Source organism: Streptomyces sp. Pv4-95 (genome assembly GCF_045782725.1).
Taxonomy (GTDB): Bacteria; Actinomycetota; Actinomycetes; order Streptomycetales; family Streptomycetaceae; genus Streptomyces.
On the sequence record NZ_CP127172.1, the window covers coordinates 8,432,502 to 8,451,792 of the forward strand.

The following is a 19,291-nucleotide window of genomic DNA, read 5'->3' on the forward strand; positions in this document are numbered from 1 at the left end:
CTACCAGGACGAGATGACACTAGGCACCCTGTTTCAAAGGGGCATCGGTCACCGCCGACGTAACGTGACCCACCGCGCAGGCAACAAATATGGCGTGGCATCAGTAGAGACATCAGCAGGCCGGCCCGGGGTGGCGGACGCCAGATCTGGAAATGAAAGGTCCCACCGGCAAATCGCCCTGACGCACGACCGGTCCAACCCGCAGTTGCTTCGTTGTAGCCGGGGCACGCCGTCGGGGCCTCGGTGTGTGGCGGGCTGCGACGGCGTGCAGCTTCGGCGTGTTCCGCGAGTTCTCTTCAGCCTCGCCGGGTCGCTGGCCCAGTGGCCAGCGGGTCTTCCCCTTCGGCCGTCTCGTCGTCAGGTGACGCCACCTGGGGATTCTTGAAGCGTCCTCACCCTGTCCGGCCGATCCACAGTCGGGCTGAGGGTGAGGGCGGTTGGCGGGGGAAGTGCCGCCTTCCGATCGCCATTCTCTGGGTGCCTGGGGATTATCAACGGACCCCAGTGGATGTCAGAGTTCTGCTGGTGGCGTTGAGACTCCAGCGCATAGAATATCGCGCGCTGCTCGCGATGGCGGTCGGCGAGGTCGGCGGTGGGGGGATGCCGTGATTGATCTGCAACAACTCTCACTGCAGGGCGGCGCCACCCGGGGCCATGAACGTGCGTTCGCTTTTCCGGGTCCGCGGCGCTTACGGCTGGTCCACAACATCGTAAAGAGATCATGAAAAGGCGATCCACGTAGCAGCAGTGGACCGCCTTTTTCCTTTTCCGTGGCGTTCGCGACGGGCTTCCGCTCCGGGGCCAGGACGCGGACGTCAGCGAGAAGCGGTCGCTTCGTTTTCACGACAAGAGAAGTGTGGAGTGTGATGCCATGAACCGACTCGGCGGAGACTCGCGCCGGTTAGCCTGGAGGCTTGCGGAGCCTTCGGCGCGCATCGCGTTATCTGTTCTTTTGCTGGCAGGCGGCGCTGTGGGAGCGACGGCTGGACCGGCCGCCGCCTCGACCGCCGACGGCACGCTGACCGTTGAGGTGTTGCGCGACTTCTTCGGTACCGGCGTGATCAACGCGACCATGGACGTCCCCCAGCGGGGCATGAAGGTGGAGATCTCCGACCCCGGCGGGCACGTTGTCACCGGCGTCACGGATGCCACCGGAAAGGTCGTGGTGTCGCGGTCGACCGAGCTGAGCGGCGGCCGGTACCGCGTCGACGTCAGCATCCCGGCACCGTACAACGGCTATCTGCGGGCGGCGCCGGCGTCGACGACGGAGAACCACTTCGACAGCTTCACGTCGTTCGTGGATGTGTCGGGCGGGAAGAATGCCTCGGTGGTGACGGGGGTGTGGGACCCGGCCGACTACACGCTGCCGGACTCGCGGTACTTCGTGCCAGTCCACAACGGTGCCAACGGGACCGACAACCGGGCGTTGGTGGCGTTCGGGACGAAGGCTCGGGGGACGTGTCCCACCGATGTGGCGTGCCCGACCACGCTGGCTACGCAGGACCAGGTGGGCACGACCTTCGGCTTGGCGTACGACAAGTACCGGACCCGACTGTTCCAGGGCGCGTTCGCCCGTCGGTACGCCCCGTACGGGCCGCAGGGTGGAGGCGCGATCTACACGGTGCCGGTCAACGGCTCGGGTGCGCCGGAGCTGTTCGCGCGGGTGCCGGACGCCTCGGTGACGCGGCACGATACCGCCAACATGATCAAGGATCCCGGATTTACCGACGCGCCGGGCAAGGAGAGCATCGGTGGCATGGCCCTGTCGGAGGACGGCTCCACGCTGTACGCGGTGAACCTGCGGACCCGCAGCCTGGTGAGCTTCGACGCGACGGGGGCCACCGCCGCGGCGCCCAAGTCGACGGTCCCGATCCCGGACCCTGGGTGCGCGAGCCCCGACGACTGGCGGCCGTTCGGTCTCCAGGTCCACAACAGCTCGCTGTACGTCGGCGGCGTGTGCAGCGCGGAGAGCACGCGGCAGCGCACGGACCTGAAAGCCTTCGTCTCCACCTACGACGGCAAGCGGTTCACCACGGTGCTGAGCCACCCGCTCACGGACAAGCGTGGCAGCGTCTTCGGTTCCGGTGACAAGGCCACACACTGGAATCCGTGGAACACCAGCCTGGACACGTGGGACGAGCGGAAGGCGGGCAACGTCTTCATCGATCCGCAGCCTGAGCTCGCCTCCCTCGCCTTCGCCCGAGACGGCTCGATGATCCTGGGTTTCCGCGACCGGTTCATGGACGTGCTCAGTTGGGGAGGGCTGGACCCCCGCCCGGGGAACGACACGGCGGAAAACGGCATGTCCGGTGGTGACATCACCATGGTCTGCGCCACTCCCACCGGTGAATACCAATGGGAAGGCACCGGGAGCTGCCCCAACCACGCCACCCCCGCCAACAATGGCGGCCAGGCCGCCGATGTCGTCGAATACTTTCCGGGCGACTCTTACGCCAACGCGCACCAGGAGACCGCGCTGGGGTCGGTGGCCTATATCCCGCAGCAGCAGTGGGTCGTCAGCACGGAGTTCGATCCGGTCGTCAACGTCGCGACCTCAGGGACCGGGTACCACGACATCGCGACCGGTCAGGGCCCGGGCAACAACCCGACCGCCAACGGGTTCCAGTTCGTCAGCCGGGAGCAAGGCGGGTTCGGCAAGGCCGGCGGGCTCGGTGACATCGCGTACGCGGCGGCGAACGCGCCGGTCCAGATCGGCAACGTCGTGTGGTTCGACGGCGACCACAACGGGATCCAGGACCCGGGGCACGTGCTGCTGCCGGGTGCGACGATCAACCTGCTGGACTCGGACGGCAAACAGGTCGCCACGACCAGGACCAATGCCGCCGGCGAATACTACTTCGGTGGTGTCGGCGCAGCGTACGAGCTCACGCCGGGCGCGAAGTACAGGGTGCAGTTCGACGTGTGCACCGCGGACACCAGCCAGGTGCCCGAGCAGCCCCCGGCGAGCGAGCTGAGGTTCACGCTCCCGCGCGCCGGTGCCAACCGTGCGCACGACTCCAATGTGACCCCACCGGCCACCGGACCGTTGTGCAACGGCTTCGCGCCTGTCACGGCGCCGGACAAGCCTGGCGGGGTCAATCACACGATCGACGCGGGGGTGTACATCCCGAAGGAAACCCCGACCCCGACGCCGTCTCCCACACCGACGTCGACCGCCACACCGACACCCGCACCGACGCCGCCCGCGGACTCCACGCCGCCGTCGCCCGCGCCGCCTGCCAACCACCCGGCCCCGGCCGGTGGAGACGGAGGTTCGCTGGCGAACACCGGTACACCCGGGCTGGCGGAGATGATCGGCATCGTCGGTCTCCTGGTGAGCGCGGGCCTCGTCATCGCGTTCGTGACCCGGAATCGCCGCGCCCGGCAACACTGAACGAACCGCACAACAGTGTGCGCCCCTCCGCGATCCGGACGCCGCGGAAGGCAGATCACGTCACGGCCGGTCCACGAGGTCGGCCTTGACGTGATCTGCCACCGGACTGCCGAGGCCGCCGCGAGCCCGCGGAGGCCGGACCATGTGGTGATCGAAAGGGTGAATCGGAGAGTGTCAGCGTCGAACCGCGCGCGGAGCGTGAGAACCCGGCAAGCTCCACCGGGTCGTCCGACTGACCGGCGCCGATGGCCGCGGTCGCGCCGGGCCGCGGCCGTCATCGGCATCGCGGCCGTCGCGGTGGCCGCGGTGGCCGCGTTTTTGGTCGCCGACGGCGGCCATGGCGCCGGCGGTCCGCGCCCGCTGACGACGGATGAGGCGAACCGGCTGGCGATCACGCGATTCCGTAATTACCAGGCGCAGGGCCGCGCGGTGACGATCACCGTCCCGGGCACTGCCGGCGGACTGACCGTTACCGGGTCCGTCGACTATCGGCGCAAGGTCGGTTACGGCGTGGTGCACGGCACCGGGCGCGTCAAGTCCAGCGACGGGCTGATCCAGTGGACGCCCACCTCGGTGCGCGTCCGCCCGATGACGGACGCACCGGAGCATGCACCCGCCTCGCCGCCCCGTTCGGGCTGGTACGACCGCCCGCTGCTGGCGTCCGGCAGCGCGATGGACACCTCCCTGTCCATCGCGCTCGGTCTCGGCGGTGACCGGCCGGACAACGCCGAACTGCTGCCGCAGAACGGTGCCGCTTGGTGGGGGCGGGACCAGGTGGACGGGCATCAGGTGGAGGTCATGAGCGGACCGTCCTCCCCTGACCGCTCCGGTACGGCGGGCAACGTGCGCTACTGGATCGGCTCCGACGGCACCATGTACCGGGTCCGCGTCAACGTGGGTTCGCAGCCGGAGCCAGTGGTGATCGACTTCGACACTCACAAGCACGTTCCGGTCAAGTCGGTACCCGGAACCACCCCGACCCGGTAGCCGCCGTTCAGGACGTCTGCACCCGTGCGTTCGCGGCGAGCAGGGACGCCGGCGGCAGCCGGATGGCCTCTGTCTTCGGCATGGCCGGGACGGGCGGGACAGCGGTGGCGCCCGCGGTGGCGGCGTCGGGGAGCTGCGGCTGCTGAACAGGCGTTGCGACCTCGGTGAACGGGATACCACCGGGCGCCGTCGGCGCCGCCCACTTGCCGGTTGGCGAGGACGCCCCGGCCGGAAGCGGGCAGGCCGCAGTCGTCGCGAGCCGGGCGGGCACGGTGGTGCGCAGATCGTTGCCCCGCAGGCAATTGCCGTGTCCCCGCGTGGCGGTGGGGAACCTCCAGCCGACGTCGACGCCGTTGCCGGTGAACGTGTTATCCACGATCTGGTTGCCGACCGGAGGCATGTCGGCGGTCGCGGTGATCACCAGCCCGGCGTTGCGGTTGCCTGCGATGCGGTTGCGGATGAACCGGTTGTCGCTGCCGCCGTCGATGCCGGCGCCGGTGCCCCACCCTCCGTCGGCTTGCTCAGGGGTGGCCGACTGCTGGTTGGCGGCGATCAGATTGCCCGCGATGACGGAGCCCCGCTGAGGGAGCAGTTTCTCCTGATGGTCGGAGCTGGTGGTGAGTCCGACCCGGTTGCCGACCAGGCGGTTGCCGACCACGTACATGTCCTCGCTGGCGTTGGTGCCTTCGTAGCCGACCGCGTTGAGTTCGGCGACATTGTCCCGCACCACGATGTGGCAGGGCTTGCACTGGCCGACATAGATCCCCGAGTCGGCGCTGCCCGACGCGTACGAGTGCTCGATGACACCGTTCTGCGCGGAGAACGCGTAAATGCCGTACAGGCCGTTGCGGGTCGCGGTCACATACGAGACCAGGAACGACTTCAGGAAGGTGACGGGCTCATCGCCGGTGTCGTAGCCACCGCTTTGCCCGGGTAGGCCGGCGGCCGCCTTCGCCGAACCGGTGATCAGCACGCCGTTCTGCGTGTTGTTCTCCACGGTCAGGTTCTCCACGGCTACCCCGGGCGCCGCGACGACGACACCGTTCGGCTGCTGCAACCGACCGTCGATGACGACCTTGTCCCGGGACAAGCCACGAAGAGTGATGCGCGCCGTGTCGATCTTCACCGACTCGTGGTACACGCCGGGCGCGACCAGCACCAGGTCGCCGGGCCGGGCCAACGACACCGCATCCGAGATCGTCGGGGCATCGGCAGGCACTCGGATCGTCACATCCGCACCGGCCGGTCGCCGGCCTTTGCCCGATCCGCCATCGCCACCACTGCAGCCGACCACAAGCGTCAGCGTGCCCAGTACTGCCGCCACCACGCGAAGAGCTAATCGAGGCATGATCCCAGTCTGGCATGACGCCCAAGTCCTCGCCAGAATAACGGGGTTGACCGGCACGTACGAGGCGACTGTGGCACTCTGCACACCATGCACCGAGCCGATTACCCTCCGTCGCGCCGCAGGTTCCTCGATGTCGCCGGCGCCATGGTGGCCGCCGGTCTGACCGCCGGGTGCACGGCGGAATCCGCCCAGCCCGGCCGGCACGCCCCTGCCGCAGTGGCCACGCCCATGCCGGTTGCGGCGACGGGCCGACATCAGGCAGGCATCACGCTTCCCCAGCCGGCCCAGGGCAACCTGCTGGCCGTGGTGGCCGACCTCGGTGCCACCGCGGCTCCCGGCCCGTTACTGGCCGAACTCGGCAAGGCCATCCGCACACTCACCACGGGGACCGACCCGCGGCTGATGGGCCTGCCGCCGGGCGACCTCACCGTGACCGTCGGCGTGGGACCCCGGCTGGTGCACACGGCCGGCGCCTCGCTGCCCGGCGCAACCGACCTTCCGCGATTCTCCCGCGAACGGATCGCCCCACGGGCACGCGGCGGAGACCTGCTGATGCAGATCTGCGCCAGCGACGCACTGCTCTTACCGGTCGTCGCCTCAGCGCTTCTTGACCAGGCAGGTGACCGCATCCACGAACGCTGGCGCCAGTCCGCACGCCGCGGTACGAACGTGCTCCTCGGCAACGGCCTTACCGCGCCACGCAACCCGCTCGGTTTCATCGACGGCATTGTTGGCCCGCACACGACCGCCGAACAACAACGGGACCTGTGGCTGGCCGGTCCCCCCACGGTTGTCGGCGGCACCCTGGCCGTGCTGCGGCGCATGGAACTCGACCTGCCAAGGTTCGCCGCCCTGTCCGTAGCCGAACAGGAAGCAGTCTTCGGGCGCCGCCGGGCCAGCGGCGTCCCCCTCTCCGGTGGCACCGCAGCCTCGGGCCCGGAACTCGGCGCCAAGACACCAGACGGGCGCTACCTCGTCCCCGCGGACGCCCATGTGCGCAGAGCGAACCCCACCGTGGTGGGGGTCGGGCACATGCTCCGCCGCTCCTACAGCACCGACGAGCCCGCCCCCGGAGTGCTCTTCATCAGCTTCCAGAACGACCTGCGGACCTTCACCTCCACCCTCACCCATATGGAAACCTCCGACGCGCTACTGCAGTTCACCACCACAACCGCCAGCGCGACATTCCTGATCCTCCCCGGCTTCGACCGGCAACACCCGCTCGGTTCCCAGCTCTTCGGCTGATCGCGCCGCGCGGTGGCTTCGGACTGATCGGACAGCAGAAGTGCCATGACGATGCTCCGGGCACGAAAGGCTGCCCACGCACTCGTTGCCGCCCTCGCGCAGGGGACGATGAAGATCGGCAGGACGTCGAAGCCGAGAGGTACTCCGGCGCTACACCTACAAAAGATCTGCGCACCGGTGTGGCGCCCCGCCTCGCGCCAGCACTGCACGGACAGGGGGAGCGCGAGCAGGAGTGCGGCCCCGAGGCTCCTTGCTCAGGAGCGGCGACGGCTGGTGAGGTAGTCGCGCACTCTGTCCACCAGCCCCAGGTCCGGCGTGGACGCTTGATCCGACGCGACGAGACCGCGCTCCGCCGGCCCCTCAGGCTGCAGCCCCGCAACGGCGGTGGCATTGGGGACCAGGCCAGCGGGACACGGCGTGGGCAGCGGCTGCATCAGGGGCAGCGCGCGGAGTGGGGCGGCGGTGCGGGGTTGACGCCGGGCGTGTCCTTGCCGGGGGCAGGCGTTGATGGGTGACGCGTGCACGAGTCGTAGAAGGTCTTCAGGCACTTGTGCATGTCGGCGGCCCCGGCAACCTGCCCGGCACCGGGGCCGCAGTACGTTCGGTCCACTCCCCGTGCCTGACACGCACGGGTAGGGACGTGAGCCCGGGTCGGTGCTGCCGGGGCCTCACCGGGTGCGCGGGTCCAACGTCCCGGGCAGGGCGTGGCCCGTCCTGCTCGCCGCCTCCACCTTGTTCAGCTCTGGTGTCCAGGGCAGGGCTCCTATCGATCGCGCCGGGATCGGGGGCTCGCCTCGTACGCGCCGGCCTCAGCTATGGCGGCCGGCGGGAGGTGGCCCGTCCGGCCAGGGCGGCATCATGGAAGCGGCAGGGTGTGGGCTCGGGGCATCGCTGACGGGGTCACGAACGCGGGGAGCGGAGAATTGAGAGGAATCCGAGGGTGACGGCAACGACCAGTGACATCGAGAGGGCAGCCGGTCTGCTGCGCGACGGGGGCCTTGTGGCCCTCCCGACCGAGACCGTCTACGGTCTGGGCGCCAACGCCGAGGACCCCACGGCCGTAGCGCAGATCTTCCAGGTCAAGGGCCGCCCGCCGTCCCACCCGCTGATCGTCCACATCGCCGGTGCGGAGCACCTGCACGCCTGGGTCGAGGAGGTGCCCGCGACGGCGCGCCTGCTGGCTGAACGGTTCTGGCCCGGCCCGCTGACGCTGGTCCTGCGGCGCGGTAGCCGGGTACCGCTGGAGGCCACCGGTGGGCTGGAGACGGTGGCCGTGCGCGTGCCCGATCACCCCGTCGCCCTCGCGCTGCTGTCGGCCTTCGGCGGCGGCGTCACGGCCCCGTCTGCCAACCGCTTCGGCTCGGTCAGCCCCACCACCGCGGACCATGTCCGTGCGGAGCTCGGTGACGCCGTCGACTTCGTGCTGGACGGGGGCCCCTGCCAGGTCGGCGTCGAGTCGACCATCGTCGACGTCACGGGCGGGAGGCCGACCATCCTTCGGCCCGGCGGGGTGACGCGTGAGGACCTCGAAGCGGTGCTGGGAGGCCCCGTCGCGGTTCCCTCGACGAGCCACGTTCGGGTGCCGGGCCAGCACCCGTCCCACTACGCGCCGCGGGCGAGGGTCGCTCTCGTTGAGTCGGAGAAGGTCGTCGCCGAAGCCGAGCTCGCGCAGGAGCAGGGGCACCAGGTGGGCGTCTTTCTTCCGCACTCCCTCGCCGGCGCTTCGGTGAAGGCCCACGCCGTCGTGGCCCTCCCCGGTTCGACGGCGGCCTACGCGCACGGGTTGTACGGGTACTTGCGCGAGCTCGACGAGCGGGGGTGCGACCTCATCGTCGCGTCCTTGCCGGCGGAGAAAGGGCTGGGGCTCGCGATCGCCAACCGGCTTCGCAGGGCTGCGGGGCCTCGAGCCTCCGCATGAGCACTCACGCTCGGGGCGGTCAGGATGCGGTGGGGGCCTCCGTATCAAGGCCGCGGGAGGCGACGAGCTGCGCGCTGCCGTCGGCCAGCCGGTAGGAGAGCCCCACCACACCCAGGCGGCCGGCGGCGACCAGCTCGGCCAGGACGCGGGAGCTTTCGAGCAGCAGGTCCACGGTGTGCTCGATCCGCTCGGCCAGAATCTCCTCGGGCGTCTCGCGTTCGGCGGCGCGGGCTGCCGGCACGCTCGGGGGACTGTCCAATCAACGGTGTGACTGGGGTTGTTGAGGTTAGTGGCGTGCTGCGCCGAGTCGGCCGTCCAAGGTGATGTCGAAGGCGTTGAGGGCGGTCTTCCAGCGGCTGGTCCAGCGGCTTGTCCCTTGCGGGTGGGGTCGAGGGACATGATCGCCATGTAGGCGCATTTCAGTGCGGCCTGCTCGTTGGGGAGGTGGCCGCGGGGCTGGACCGCCCGGCGGATCCGCGCGGTGACAGACTCGATGGCGTTGGTCGTGCAGTCGATTCAGCGGATCTCGGTGTCGAACCGCAGGAACGGGGTGAACTCCTCCCAGGCGTTCTGCCAGAGCCTGACGATCGCCGGATACTTATTGCCCCAGGTGTCGGCGAATGCGGCGAACCGCTCCAACGCGGCGTCTTCGGTCGCGGCCGTGTAGATGGCTTGAGAGCCTTGGCGATCTTGTCCCAGTCCTGGCGGGCGGCATAGGGGAACGAGTTCCGCAGGAGGTGGACCACGCAAGTCTGGACGATCGTGGCCGGCCAGACGGTCTAAACTGCTTCGGGCAGGCCCTGAGACCGTCGCAGACGAGCATGAGGACGTCACCCACGCCGCGGTTCTTGATCTCGGTCAGGATATGGAGCCAGTGCTTTGCGCCCTCGCCACCGTCTCCGGCCCACAGGCCGAGGATCTCCCGGCGGCCCTCCGTGGTGACACTCAGAGCCACATAGACCGGGCGGTTGGCGACCGCGCCGTCGCGGATCTTCACGTGGATCGCATCGATGAAAATGACGGGATAGACCGGGTCGAGGGGTCGGTTCTGCCATTCGGCCCTGCCCTCAAGGACCTTGTCAGTGATGGTCGAGATTGTCTGGCGCGAGACATCGCTGCCAAAGACCTCGGCCAGGTGGGCCTGGACCTCGCCGGTCGTCAGGCCCTTCGCGGCGAGCGAGATGACCATCTCCTCGACGCCGGTCAGACGCCGCTGCCGCTTCTTCACGATCTTCGGTGCGAACGATCCGTCCCGGTCACGGGACACGGCAATCTCGACGGGCCCGACCTCGGTCAGCACGGTCTTGGAGCGGGTTCCGTTACGGGAGTTGCCGCCGTTCTTGCCCGTCGGATCATGCCGGTCATAGCCGAGGTGGTCAGTGACCTCTCCCTCCAGAGCCGACTCAAGGAGTCGCTTCGTGAGCTGCTGCAGCAGACCTCCCGCGCCGGTCAGCTGCAGTCCTTCGGCCTGAGCGCGGCCCACCAACTCCTCGATCAGCTGGTCATCCACCGATTTCGCCGACTGCGGAGCAGTCACCTCTGAACTCTCGTCCTCAGGCGTGTTGCTACTGGTCATCAGTGCATCCTCCATGATCAGGAGTTACACCGTTCTTCTTACAGTCCCCGGCCCGAAGATACTTGATGGATGCGGTTTCGCACACATGCACGACCCCGTTCCCATGGGAACTTGGGAGGTCTGCGAATTTAAATTGAAGAAGGTAGGCGTCAGGGAGTCACACGCCGTGCGAGCCTGCATGTGGTAGGCGGGTGAGCGTCGTTGAGAGGTCTTTGACCTACGGTGAGGCGTCGCTGAAGGCTCAGTCTTCAGCGACGCCCCACCGTTTTTCGTGCCGCGGCCGCTCGCGTCGAGGAGCCGTACATCTCTCGTGACCGTCCCCGACCTGAGCCGGGCTCGGTGATGATGCTCAGCCGGTATTGGCGATTCCGGCAGCCAGTTCTGCGAGCGCCGAAAGGTCAACACCGCTGGCCTCTAGGTCGGCAGCGGCACCACCGGCTCTGCCTCTGCTGTAGGACACGCCAGCCTTAAGGTCGGCAGGGGAAGCTTTACTACCAAGGTCGCCAAGATTGCCTCCAAGACCGGTGCGACGCTCACGGCCCAATACCCGGTGCGAGTGGAACGCCGACTGGAGCTGGGGCGCAGGGAGCCCGCCCGTACGAGGTCGCCGGCAGCACCAGTTTCTACTGCGCATCCGTGGTCCCTGGGGGCCTGAGTCCACCGGCGAATCCCGTGAGCGGCTCATGGGTGAGAACAACAATCCCATCGCCGACGGCGAACGCACTGTCCTTCACCCGCTGGACCCGACACCTACCATCTCGGAAGTGACTGCGAAGGTGGAGCGCCCCAAGCCATTACACGGTGCAGCGCGACATGTGTGCCCACTTCCTCACGCCGGGCTGGGTGTGGCAAGCACACCGAGTGCGCTGCGGCGGCGCCGGCACGACGGCGATCAAGTGCACCATCAATCATGAGAACTTCAAGATCTGACGGATGCCCAACCCAGGAAAGAAGGAAAGCCGGATCCAGGGATACTCTGGATCCGGCTTTCCGATTCGAGAACGAGGGGACGAGATTGGTCGGGTCGACACGACAGTTAGGGCGGCGCCGTCCGGTCAGGTATGCCACCAGGAGGCCCGCCAGCCCCGCCCATGCCACCGTGCCGTGTCCCGAGTAGTTCCAGCCCATGGCGCCCAGACAGAGGGCTGCCACCACGCCGGAGAGCATCGCCACGCCGTCGGTGACGAAGGCCCACTCCTGGCGAGCGCTGCCAGGTCGCCGGATCTCGTTCAAGGCCGTTTTGATGACCAGGGCGGCGGCGATGACCGCCACGGTCAGCACTGAGGCGTCCATGGCGCTTTCCTGTCAGCGTTCGAGGGTGTCGGCTCGCTGGTAGATGTCCGGGATGCCGTCGTGGTCGTCGTCGCGGGTCTCCTCCTCGTACAGGCGCCGGTAGATGCGGTTGCGCCGCTTGATGAGAAGGGCTGCCAGGGCGGCGGCGATGAGTGAGCCGATCAGGACCGCGGCTTTGACGTGCTCGGAGGCGGCCGGGTCGGGGAAGGCGAGCTCGCCGACGAGGAGGGCGACGGTGAAGCCGATTCCGGCCAGTACCGCGAGTGCGAACACGTCGGCCCAGGCCAGGTCGGGGTTCAGCTTGGCTCGGGTGAAGCGGGCGGCCAGGTAGGTGCCGGCGAAGATGCCCAGGGTCTTTCCGATGACGAGGCCCAGCACCACGCCCAGCGGCTCGGGCTGGGTGAAGACTTCTCCCAGCGCTGCGCTCGAGATGCCGACGCCGGCGGCGAAGAGCGCGAACAACGGGACGACCACGCCTGCCGAGACGGGGTGGAGCAGGTGGGAGGTCCGTTCGGCGGGGGATGCGGTCTCGCCCTTGTCGCGGGTGGTGCGCAGGATCAGGCCGATGGCGACGCCGGCGACGGTGGCGTGGACGCCGCCGTTGTACATCAGTGCCCAGGTGATGACGCCGAGCGGGACGTACCACCACCAGCCGCGCACGCGGAAGCGCTGGAGGACGTAGAAGAGGACGAGGCAGGCGAAGGCCCCGCCGAGGGCGGCGAAGTTCAGGTCGCTGGTGAAGAAGATCGCGATGATCAGGATTGCGCCGAGGTCGTCGACGACGGCGAGGGTGAGCAGGAAGGCCCGGAGTGAGGCGGGAAGGTGGGTGCTGAGGACGGCAAGGACGGCGAGCGCAAAGGCGATGTCGGTGGCCATCGGCACCGCCCAGCCCTCGAGGCTGCCTCCGCCGACCGTGACGGTGGCGGCGTAGAGGGCGGCGGGAACGGCCATGCCGCAGATGGCGGCGATGACTGGCAGTGCGGCAGTGGCGGGGGTGCGTAGCTCTCCGACGACCAGTTCGCGCTTGAGTTCTATGCCGGCGACCAGGAAGAAGATGGCCAGCAGTCCGTCGGCGGTCCAGTGTTCGACCGAGAGGTCCAGGCCGAGGGCCGGTATGCCGAAGTGGAAGTCGCGAATCTGCTCGTAGGCCCCGCTCCATGGGGTGTTTGCCCATGCGAGCGCCACGACGGCTGCGGCCAGGAGTACCAGCCCGCCGACCGTCTCCGTCCGCAGCGCCTGAACCACCGCATTGCGCTCTGGGAGGGGGAGCAGGCCGAGGAAGGGGGAACGCTCGCGAGGGGCGGCAGCCATCAGGGAAACCTCCGGGGCAATCGACGTGAGGGCGTACGGGCCCTAGGACGCCGACCAGACTTCCCGGCACACCGCGCGACCGACGCTTCCGCATGGGCGGGAGGTTTGACGCGTTCTTTACACCCTAACCGCACACCAAGCATGCCGCCATCCCCAGTTTCACCTGCAAAAACCCGACAAGTGGGCGTGACGAGCGGGCCCGTGCACACCAAGGCGCGAGGTGTGCACGGGCCCGCTCAGGAGCCGGGCCGCGGGGGCGGTCAGACGGTGGTCTTCACCGACTCCTGGTCTTCGTCCTCGTCCGTTTGACCGGCGTTGCGGGCACGGACGAACTCCAGGAAGGAGTTCAGTTCGCGCTTGACGACGGGTGCGAGGAGGTAGAGGCCGATGATGTTGATGACGGCCAGCGTGAAGAGCACGGCGTCGGCCATGTCGATGAGCGTCTGCAGGGTCAGCAGGGAACCTGCTACGGCGAACAGTGTGTAGACGACCTTGTAGGTGAGCTCGCTGGCCTTGCTGCGGCCGAAGAGGTACGACCATGCCTTGAGGCCGTAGTAGCCCCAGGTCAGCACGGTGGAGATGGCGAAGAGCAGCACCGCGACGGTCAGGATGTACGGGAACCAGGGCAAGACCGTTGCGAAGGCGTCGGAGGTGATGGTGACGCCCTGGGCGTCGCCGTTGCCGACCTTCCAGCTGTCGGGGCTGGCGATGACGATGGTCAGCGCGGTCATCGTGCAGATGACGACGGTGTCGATGAACGGCTCCAGCAGAGCGACCAGGCCCTCGCTGGCGGGGTGCTTGGTCTTGACCGCGGAGTGCGCGATCGGGGCGGAACCGAGACCGGCCTCGTTGGAGAACGCGGCCCGCTTGAAGCCGATGATCAGGGCGCCCAGCACACCGCCGGCGACACCCTCAGGGTTGAAGGCGCCTTCGATGATGGCGCCGACCGCCGAGGGCAGGGCCGTGACGTTCACGAGGATCACGGTCAGGCAGGCCACGATGTAGATGCCGGCCATGGCGGGGACGAGCTTGCTGGTGACGGAAGCGATGGAGCGGATACCGCCGAGCAGCACGATGCCGACGAGCGCCGCGACCAGGACGCCGAAGAACAGCGCGCCCGCGGACGAGCCCAGGACCCCGCTCTCGCCGCCGGTGACGGAAACGAGTTGCGCGTAGCTCTGGTTGACCTGGAAGAGGTTGCCGCCGAAGAGGCCGAAGAACAGGACCATGAAGGAGGCGAGGACCGCGAGAACCTTGCCGAGAGTCTTGCCGTTCTTGCCGAAGCGGTCGGCCAGGCCCTTGGGCAGGTAGTGCATGGGGCCGCCGGAGACGGTGCCGTCGGCGTGCACCTCGCGGTACTTCACGCCGAGGGTGACTTCCACGAACTTGGTGGCCATGCCCAGGAGGCCGCAGATGATCATCCAGAAGGTGGCTCCGGCGCCGCCGATGGAGACGGCGACGGCGACACCTGCGATGTTGCCGAGGCCGACGGTGCCGGAGACCGCGGCGGTCAGCGCCTGGAAGTGGTTGACCTCGCCGGCCGACCCCTTCTCGTCGTACTTACCGCGCACCACGTCCACGGCGAGGCGAAACTTGCGGACCTGGACCAGCCCGAACCAGGCGGTGAAGACCAGGCCGGCCACGACGAGCCAGGCGACGATGAGGGGCAGCTCGGTACCGGCGACGGGAACGGAGTAGAAGACGACTTCTCCGAGCCAGGTGGCTATGGGCTCGAAGAATCCGCTGACGGCTCCGTCAACGGATGTGGTGATGGACTCGAGTGACACTGTGGCTACCTCGATGGCGCAGATCGGCGCATGGGAGGTTGCGCCGAGAAGATGTGCGGTCTTTGCGTGAACGCCGTTGTCCGATTGGCGACCCTGGATGTGCGATCCGCGGACTCGGACCGTGATCACCCTGGTCGTACTGCCGGTGCGTGCCGGCCGCTCCGTGCCGTGGCGAGGGGTGGTGCCACCTGTGGAGTTGCGCAGTTCTACCACGACCTTTACCACTTCTTTAGTGACGCACATCACATAGCAAGCAGAGGCATTCGAAAATGCCAGCGAACGAAATGAGACCGTTATCCGGATGGCCGGATCCGTTCATCGGACACCTATCCGCGGGCCGACGCTGAGCGGTCCACGGTGAGGGGCCACGGTGGCCACGCGAGCAGGAGTGGAGCCTGCCCCGTAAGCGCCAGTGAAGGGGTGGCACTCAACCAGGCGCGTGGGGCCGTGGCCCAGCTCCTGGAGGAGCAGGAGACCAACGCGCAGAAGGTCCGGTTCGACATCGAGACCCGCGGCCGCAGCGGACTGGTCTCCGCCGAGAGCTAGGCGCGAGCCCAACGCCGCCTCGCGCGGGACTCTCCGGGCGCGCGGCCCCGCCTCTGCCCGTCACCTCTTCCTCATTGCCTGTATGGCCGGATTGGTCATCCCGCAGCCGTCCGACCAGCTCGGCCACCGCCAACGGCGAGGCCGTCACGGAGGCCGCCCACCCGGCTTCGACCGCGAGGCCTACAAGCAACGGAACACCGTCGAACGTTGCATCAACCGCCTCAAGCGGCAGTCTCAACTCACCCGCCTGTGGTGGTCCACCTGGGCTTGCATGGATGGCTACCATGGTCTGCCTCCTGGCGCACGGAAGCTGTGTGGTGGCGATTTCCGTAGCTCGGTATCCCATTGTCAGAGGCGGCTGGTTACATCGCGGCCATGAACTTCACCCGAACCACTCCGCCACGGTCGGTTGACGTCACTGCGGTTTTCCCGCAACTGGCCCCGCTGGCACGCTCGGCCACCCGGCTGCACCCCCGCCCGGGGGCTCCATCACCGCACGACAGTTCGGTCGGCGGGCCGCTGCTGTGGCCTGCAGCGGAGCCGTGGCCGCACTGCGCCGTCCCGCACCCTGAAGCATCAGATCTGTTGGCGGAGGTGCGGCTGCGCCGGCGACACCAGGCGAGGGTGGCGATGAGCCCGGACGGTGATCCTCGCGTCGCCCAGTACACACCGGAAGAGGAAGCGCTCTGGGAGCAGATCAACGAGGCCGTCCAGTGGCCGGACGGCCCGGTCCCCATGCTCCCCGTGGCCCAGTTGTACACGCGTGATGTCCCGTCGCTGCGCCCACCCGGGCAGGCCGGGGTCGATCTGCTTCAGGTGCTGTGGTGCCCTTTCGATCACCCTCCGGAGAACTACATGCCCCGGACCGCGTTGTTCTGGCGGTCCGCGGCCACCGTTACCGACATCCTCGTTTCACCTCCGGAACCGCTCTTGGTGGAGTTCGAGGGATATGTGCCCGAGGCGTGCCTGCTCGCGCCGGAGCAAGTCACCGAGTACCCCAGCTTCCTGGAGTTGACCAAGGAACTGCGAGAACAGCTGGGAGACTGGAGCAGGTGGATGGCGGCCGGGCCCGGCGTGGACGGCTCCTACGCTGCCCATCCGGAGTCGTTCTACGGCGGTCATCTGTCCGTCGCCCCCGGCTGGAAGGTCGGCGGCTGGCCCGGGTGGGGTTATACCGATCCCGTCCCTCGACTCTGCCCCGTCTGTGGCATCGAGATGGACCCGCTGCTGACCATCGCCACGTTCGAATGGGACGCCGGCAACTGCAGCTGGATCCCGAACGAGGACCAAGCCGCCGCACCCCCGGTTGGTCACCACTACCGCGACACGCGGCAACCTACCGCGGTCCAGATCGGCAGTGGCTACAAACAGCAGCTCTATACATGCCCGGCAGAGCCAGAGCATCCCCACACCGAGCTTATGCAGTAGCCGACCCACGCCAAGGGCTACACAGATGGTCTCTGGCAGCCCCGGCCCGGAGAGCTCCCGTATGGGAGGCGGCTCAGATGCCGCACCTTGCGCGGCTGCTCTCAAAGAGCGGTCAACCGCCTGCCACCCGCGCACTATGTTCGATTGCTTAGTGTCGCGTTCAGGTATCCGGGCCGGGAGTCACCGCCTCCCATCTCCGGCCCGGAGAACCAAGCGTCGATCCCGACTCAGAGTTCCAGCGCCAGGGGCTGGGGGTGGTCTTCCCCCACCTCTAGCTGTCGCGTGGTCTGATGCTGCGATAGCCGGACGGTGGGCTGTTCGGTGCTGGCGTGGTTTTGGGGTTGTGTGCGGCAGGGTGCGCAGAGTCCGTCGGGTGGTGGTGTGCCTTTGCCGGGTTGGCGGCATTCGGGGGTTGAGCATTCCCACAGGGTTTGCCGCGGAGGCCGGTCGTCGTGGTGTTCTTGGGGGTGGGGGAGGGGTTTGTTGCGTTGGCGGCGTTGTCGTTCGCGGTCGGGGCAGATTTTGCAGGGTTGTCCGGTGTCGATGGCGGTGCCGTCTTCGCAGCGGTCGTAGGCGCACACGTGGCGGGTCAGCAGGCAGATGACGACGCCGGGGTAGCTCCCGATTTCGCCGGCGCGGTGTTGTCGGCGAAGCCCCAGTGATGCCAGCGGCGCTCGAGCCGGTCGGCGAGCTGCTCAGCGCTTCGCTGGCGGGACGCTTGGCCCAGTGCGGCGAGGATGGCGTTGCGTACTGCGGGAGGCTGGTAGTCGGGCATCTGGGTGGCGAGCTTCGGGGGGTAGCGGGTCTCCACGGTGCGGATAGCGCCTGTCTGTTCGCGGGTCAACCGTATGCGGCTCTTTTGCGCAGCGCGGGCCGGCTTGTGTGCGTGGGCGTTGTTCGGCGCCGCGGAGAGCGGGCGGGGGTCTCGCGCGCGCTACTACCTGTAGTAGCCCTGCGGGCGTCAGGGGCGCTACGCGCCGAAGGCGCTGGGTTCTCTTTCTTCTTGTTAATGCTTCTTGTAGTTACACCCCTCATTTGAGGGCCCACGTACCCCCTCGTTTGAGGGGTCACGTACCCCCTCGTTTCGGGGGGTACGGGATGGCCTGTTGTAGGTGGGTTTGCGGCTTCGGTCTCGTTGGTAACCCCGGTGTCGGGGAGGTTGGCGAGGCGGGTGTAGAAGTCGTTGAGGGACAGCGGTCCGGTGTAGCCGGGGGGTGGGGTGCGGCGCAGTCGGTAGACATTGCGCAGCTGCGGGCCTGCGCCGCAGTCAAATCGCCCTGTGCGAGTGGTGGTTCGGCCAACCGGCGCGCTAGGCTCGTTCGCAACAACCCCATACATAGGTGACCCCGGCGGCGCGCCAACGCCCCGGGGTCCGACACCGAAGAGGAAAGTCTTCGATGCGTATCAACCTTACCGCGCGCACGCGTGCCTTCACCGTGCTGGGCAACGAGGTCCTACGGGACCGGCGGCTCAGCTTCACCGCCCGCGGCATCCTCTCGTACCTGTTGTCTCTGCCTGACGGTTCCCGCGAGGACGTCCGCACTCTCGCCGACAAGAATCCCGGCCTGGGCCGACGGGGCGTGGCGAAAGCCATCGACGAACTGATCGCTCTGGGCTACTACGCACGCCGCACCCTGCGCGATGAGGAAAGCGGGCAGATCCGCACCACCACCTACGTCTTCGACACCCCCCAACCCCCAGGCGCGCCGCATCCCGCCCCGGCGGGAACCGGCGACACGAAGGCCGGGAAACCGGGAACGTCCCCTGAAGGGGAAAAGAACCAGGGAGAAGAACCCACCCACCCCCGGCCGTTAACCGCCGACCTTCCATCGGTCGGCTACGGCACGCCGACCGGCGCCAACGAGGCGCACGATCCACCTCGTTCCGCAGCCGCAGCCGCAATGCAGACAGCATCTCGTGGAGCGGCGTTTCTGGCGGGGCTGAGCCACTCCGAGCCGAGGCTGGCGCTGAGCGCCACCGAAGCCCTCGGCCTGGCGCCTCTGGCCGACCGCTGGCTCGACCACGGTGTCACCGAGCAGGAAGCCCGCTCCCTGCTCACCGCAGGGCTACCACCCGTCGTGCACAGCGCACGCGCCTTCCTCACCAACCGCCTCACACGCAAACTGCCCCCACACCGCGCCCGCCCCCAGGGCTCACAGGCAGCCGCGCCGTTGGCGGAGTGCCTCCAATGCAGGGACCCGCTGCCCCGAGGCCGGCAAGCCACCACATGCACCCGCTGCACCGGAACAGCCACCACCCCGGTCCCAGACCCCACCCCGGCAGTGACATCCACTCAAGTAGCAGCCCTGCGCAGGGCACTACGCGACACACCCTCCGCCGCTCCGGCTGAATGGTGATCGATGTCGACAGCTACGAGCGCGCCGTCGAGCCGGTCGGGGAGCTGTCGGCCGCCTCTGGGGCCGGCGGGCAGCCGATCCACGCGTGGATCGAGCTGCGC

At 68.1% G+C, this 19,291-nt stretch carries 12 protein-coding genes and 3 pseudogenes; 8 read left to right on the top strand and 7 right to left on the bottom strand.

All coding sequences use genetic code 11. The annotated features are described in order from the left end of the window. The first annotated feature begins 871 nt into the window (after positions 1-871). A complete protein-coding gene (locus QOM21_RS37120) occupies positions 872-3,394 on the top strand; it encodes an SdrD B-like domain-containing protein (protein WP_407555496.1) in 2,523 nt (840 codons plus the stop codon). 306 nt (positions 3,395-3,700) lie between these two features. Continuing rightward, positions 3,701-4,381 (top strand): hypothetical protein, encoded by a 681-nt coding sequence (locus QOM21_RS37125; protein ID WP_407555497.1) that lies wholly within the window; start codon positions 3,701-3,703, stop codon positions 4,379-4,381. A gap of 7 nt (positions 4,382-4,388) precedes the next feature. On the opposite strand, the gene QOM21_RS37130 is transcribed toward QOM21_RS37125, so the two are convergent. Beyond that, positions 4,389-5,600 (bottom strand): NosD domain-containing protein, encoded by a 1,212-nt coding sequence (locus QOM21_RS37130; RefSeq protein WP_407556022.1) that lies wholly within the window; start codon positions 5,598-5,600, stop codon positions 4,389-4,391. A 216-nt stretch (positions 5,601-5,816) separates the two neighbouring features. Here QOM21_RS37130 and QOM21_RS37135 point away from each other — a divergent pair, with 216 nt between their 5' ends. Then, complete coding sequence (locus tag QOM21_RS37135; RefSeq protein ID WP_407555498.1) at positions 5,817-6,974, top strand: Dyp-type peroxidase; 1,158 nt, start codon at positions 5,817-5,819, stop codon at positions 6,972-6,974. A gap of 940 nt (positions 6,975-7,914) precedes the next feature. Continuing rightward, on the top strand, positions 7,915-8,892 hold the full coding sequence (locus QOM21_RS37140; RefSeq protein ID WP_407555499.1) for an L-threonylcarbamoyladenylate synthase: 978 nt from the start codon (positions 7,915-7,917) through the stop codon (positions 8,890-8,892). Positions 8,893-8,911: 19 nt separating this feature from the next. Here the strand turns inward: QOM21_RS37140 and QOM21_RS37145 are convergent. The 5 genes and pseudogenes from QOM21_RS37145 to QOM21_RS37165 form a co-directional block, all read right to left on the bottom strand. Then, positions 8,912-9,139 (bottom strand): annotated as a pseudogene (locus QOM21_RS37145) (carbonic anhydrase); the annotation flags it as partial. A gap of 39 nt (positions 9,140-9,178) precedes the next feature. Further along, a pseudogene (locus QOM21_RS37150) lies at positions 9,179-10,468 on the bottom strand (IS256 family transposase). A gap of 750 nt (positions 10,469-11,218) precedes the next feature. Continuing rightward, positions 11,219-11,761, bottom strand: coding sequence for a hypothetical protein (locus QOM21_RS37155; RefSeq protein ID WP_407555500.1), 543 nt, complete (start codon positions 11,759-11,761; stop codon positions 11,219-11,221). Between the two features lie 12 nt (positions 11,762-11,773). Beyond that, positions 11,774-13,072: a Na+/H+ antiporter NhaA gene (nhaA, locus tag QOM21_RS37160; RefSeq protein WP_407555501.1), complete on the bottom strand. Its 1,299-nt coding sequence runs from the start codon at positions 13,070-13,072 to the stop codon at positions 11,774-11,776. Between the two features lie 260 nt (positions 13,073-13,332). Further along, the gene (locus QOM21_RS37165; RefSeq protein WP_407555502.1) at positions 13,333-14,859 is read right to left on the bottom strand and encodes an alanine/glycine:cation symporter family protein; all 1,527 of its coding nucleotides are present in this window, start codon (positions 14,857-14,859) and stop codon (positions 13,333-13,335) included. A gap of 420 nt (positions 14,860-15,279) precedes the next feature. Between QOM21_RS37165 and QOM21_RS37170 the strand changes: the two genes are divergently transcribed. The 3 genes and pseudogenes from QOM21_RS37170 (at position 15,280) to QOM21_RS37180 (ending at position 16,833) form a co-directional block, all read left to right on the top strand. Next, on the top strand, positions 15,280-15,405 hold the full coding sequence (locus QOM21_RS37170) for a hypothetical protein (RefSeq protein ID WP_407556034.1): 126 nt from the start codon (positions 15,280-15,282) through the stop codon (positions 15,403-15,405). Then, positions 15,395-15,634 (top strand): annotated as a pseudogene (locus QOM21_RS37175) (IS5/IS1182 family transposase); the annotation flags it as partial. The gene QOM21_RS37170 and the pseudogene QOM21_RS37175, both read left to right, overlap by 11 nt. Positions 15,635-16,029: 395 nt before the next feature. Continuing rightward, on the top strand, positions 16,030-16,833 hold the full coding sequence (locus QOM21_RS37180) for a hypothetical protein (RefSeq protein ID WP_407555503.1): 804 nt from the start codon (positions 16,030-16,032) through the stop codon (positions 16,831-16,833). A gap of 589 nt (positions 16,834-17,422) precedes the next feature. On the opposite strand, the gene QOM21_RS37185 is transcribed toward QOM21_RS37180, so the two are convergent. Continuing rightward, a complete protein-coding gene (locus QOM21_RS37185; RefSeq protein ID WP_407555504.1) occupies positions 17,423-17,677 on the bottom strand; it encodes a hypothetical protein in 255 nt (84 codons plus the stop codon). Positions 17,678-18,230: 553 nt separating this feature from the next. Here QOM21_RS37185 and QOM21_RS37190 point away from each other — a divergent pair. Further along, positions 18,231-19,190, top strand: a complete 960-nt coding sequence (locus QOM21_RS37190; protein WP_407555505.1) for a helix-turn-helix domain-containing protein — start codon at positions 18,231-18,233, stop codon at positions 19,188-19,190. The last annotated feature ends 101 nt before the right edge of the window (positions 19,191-19,291 follow it).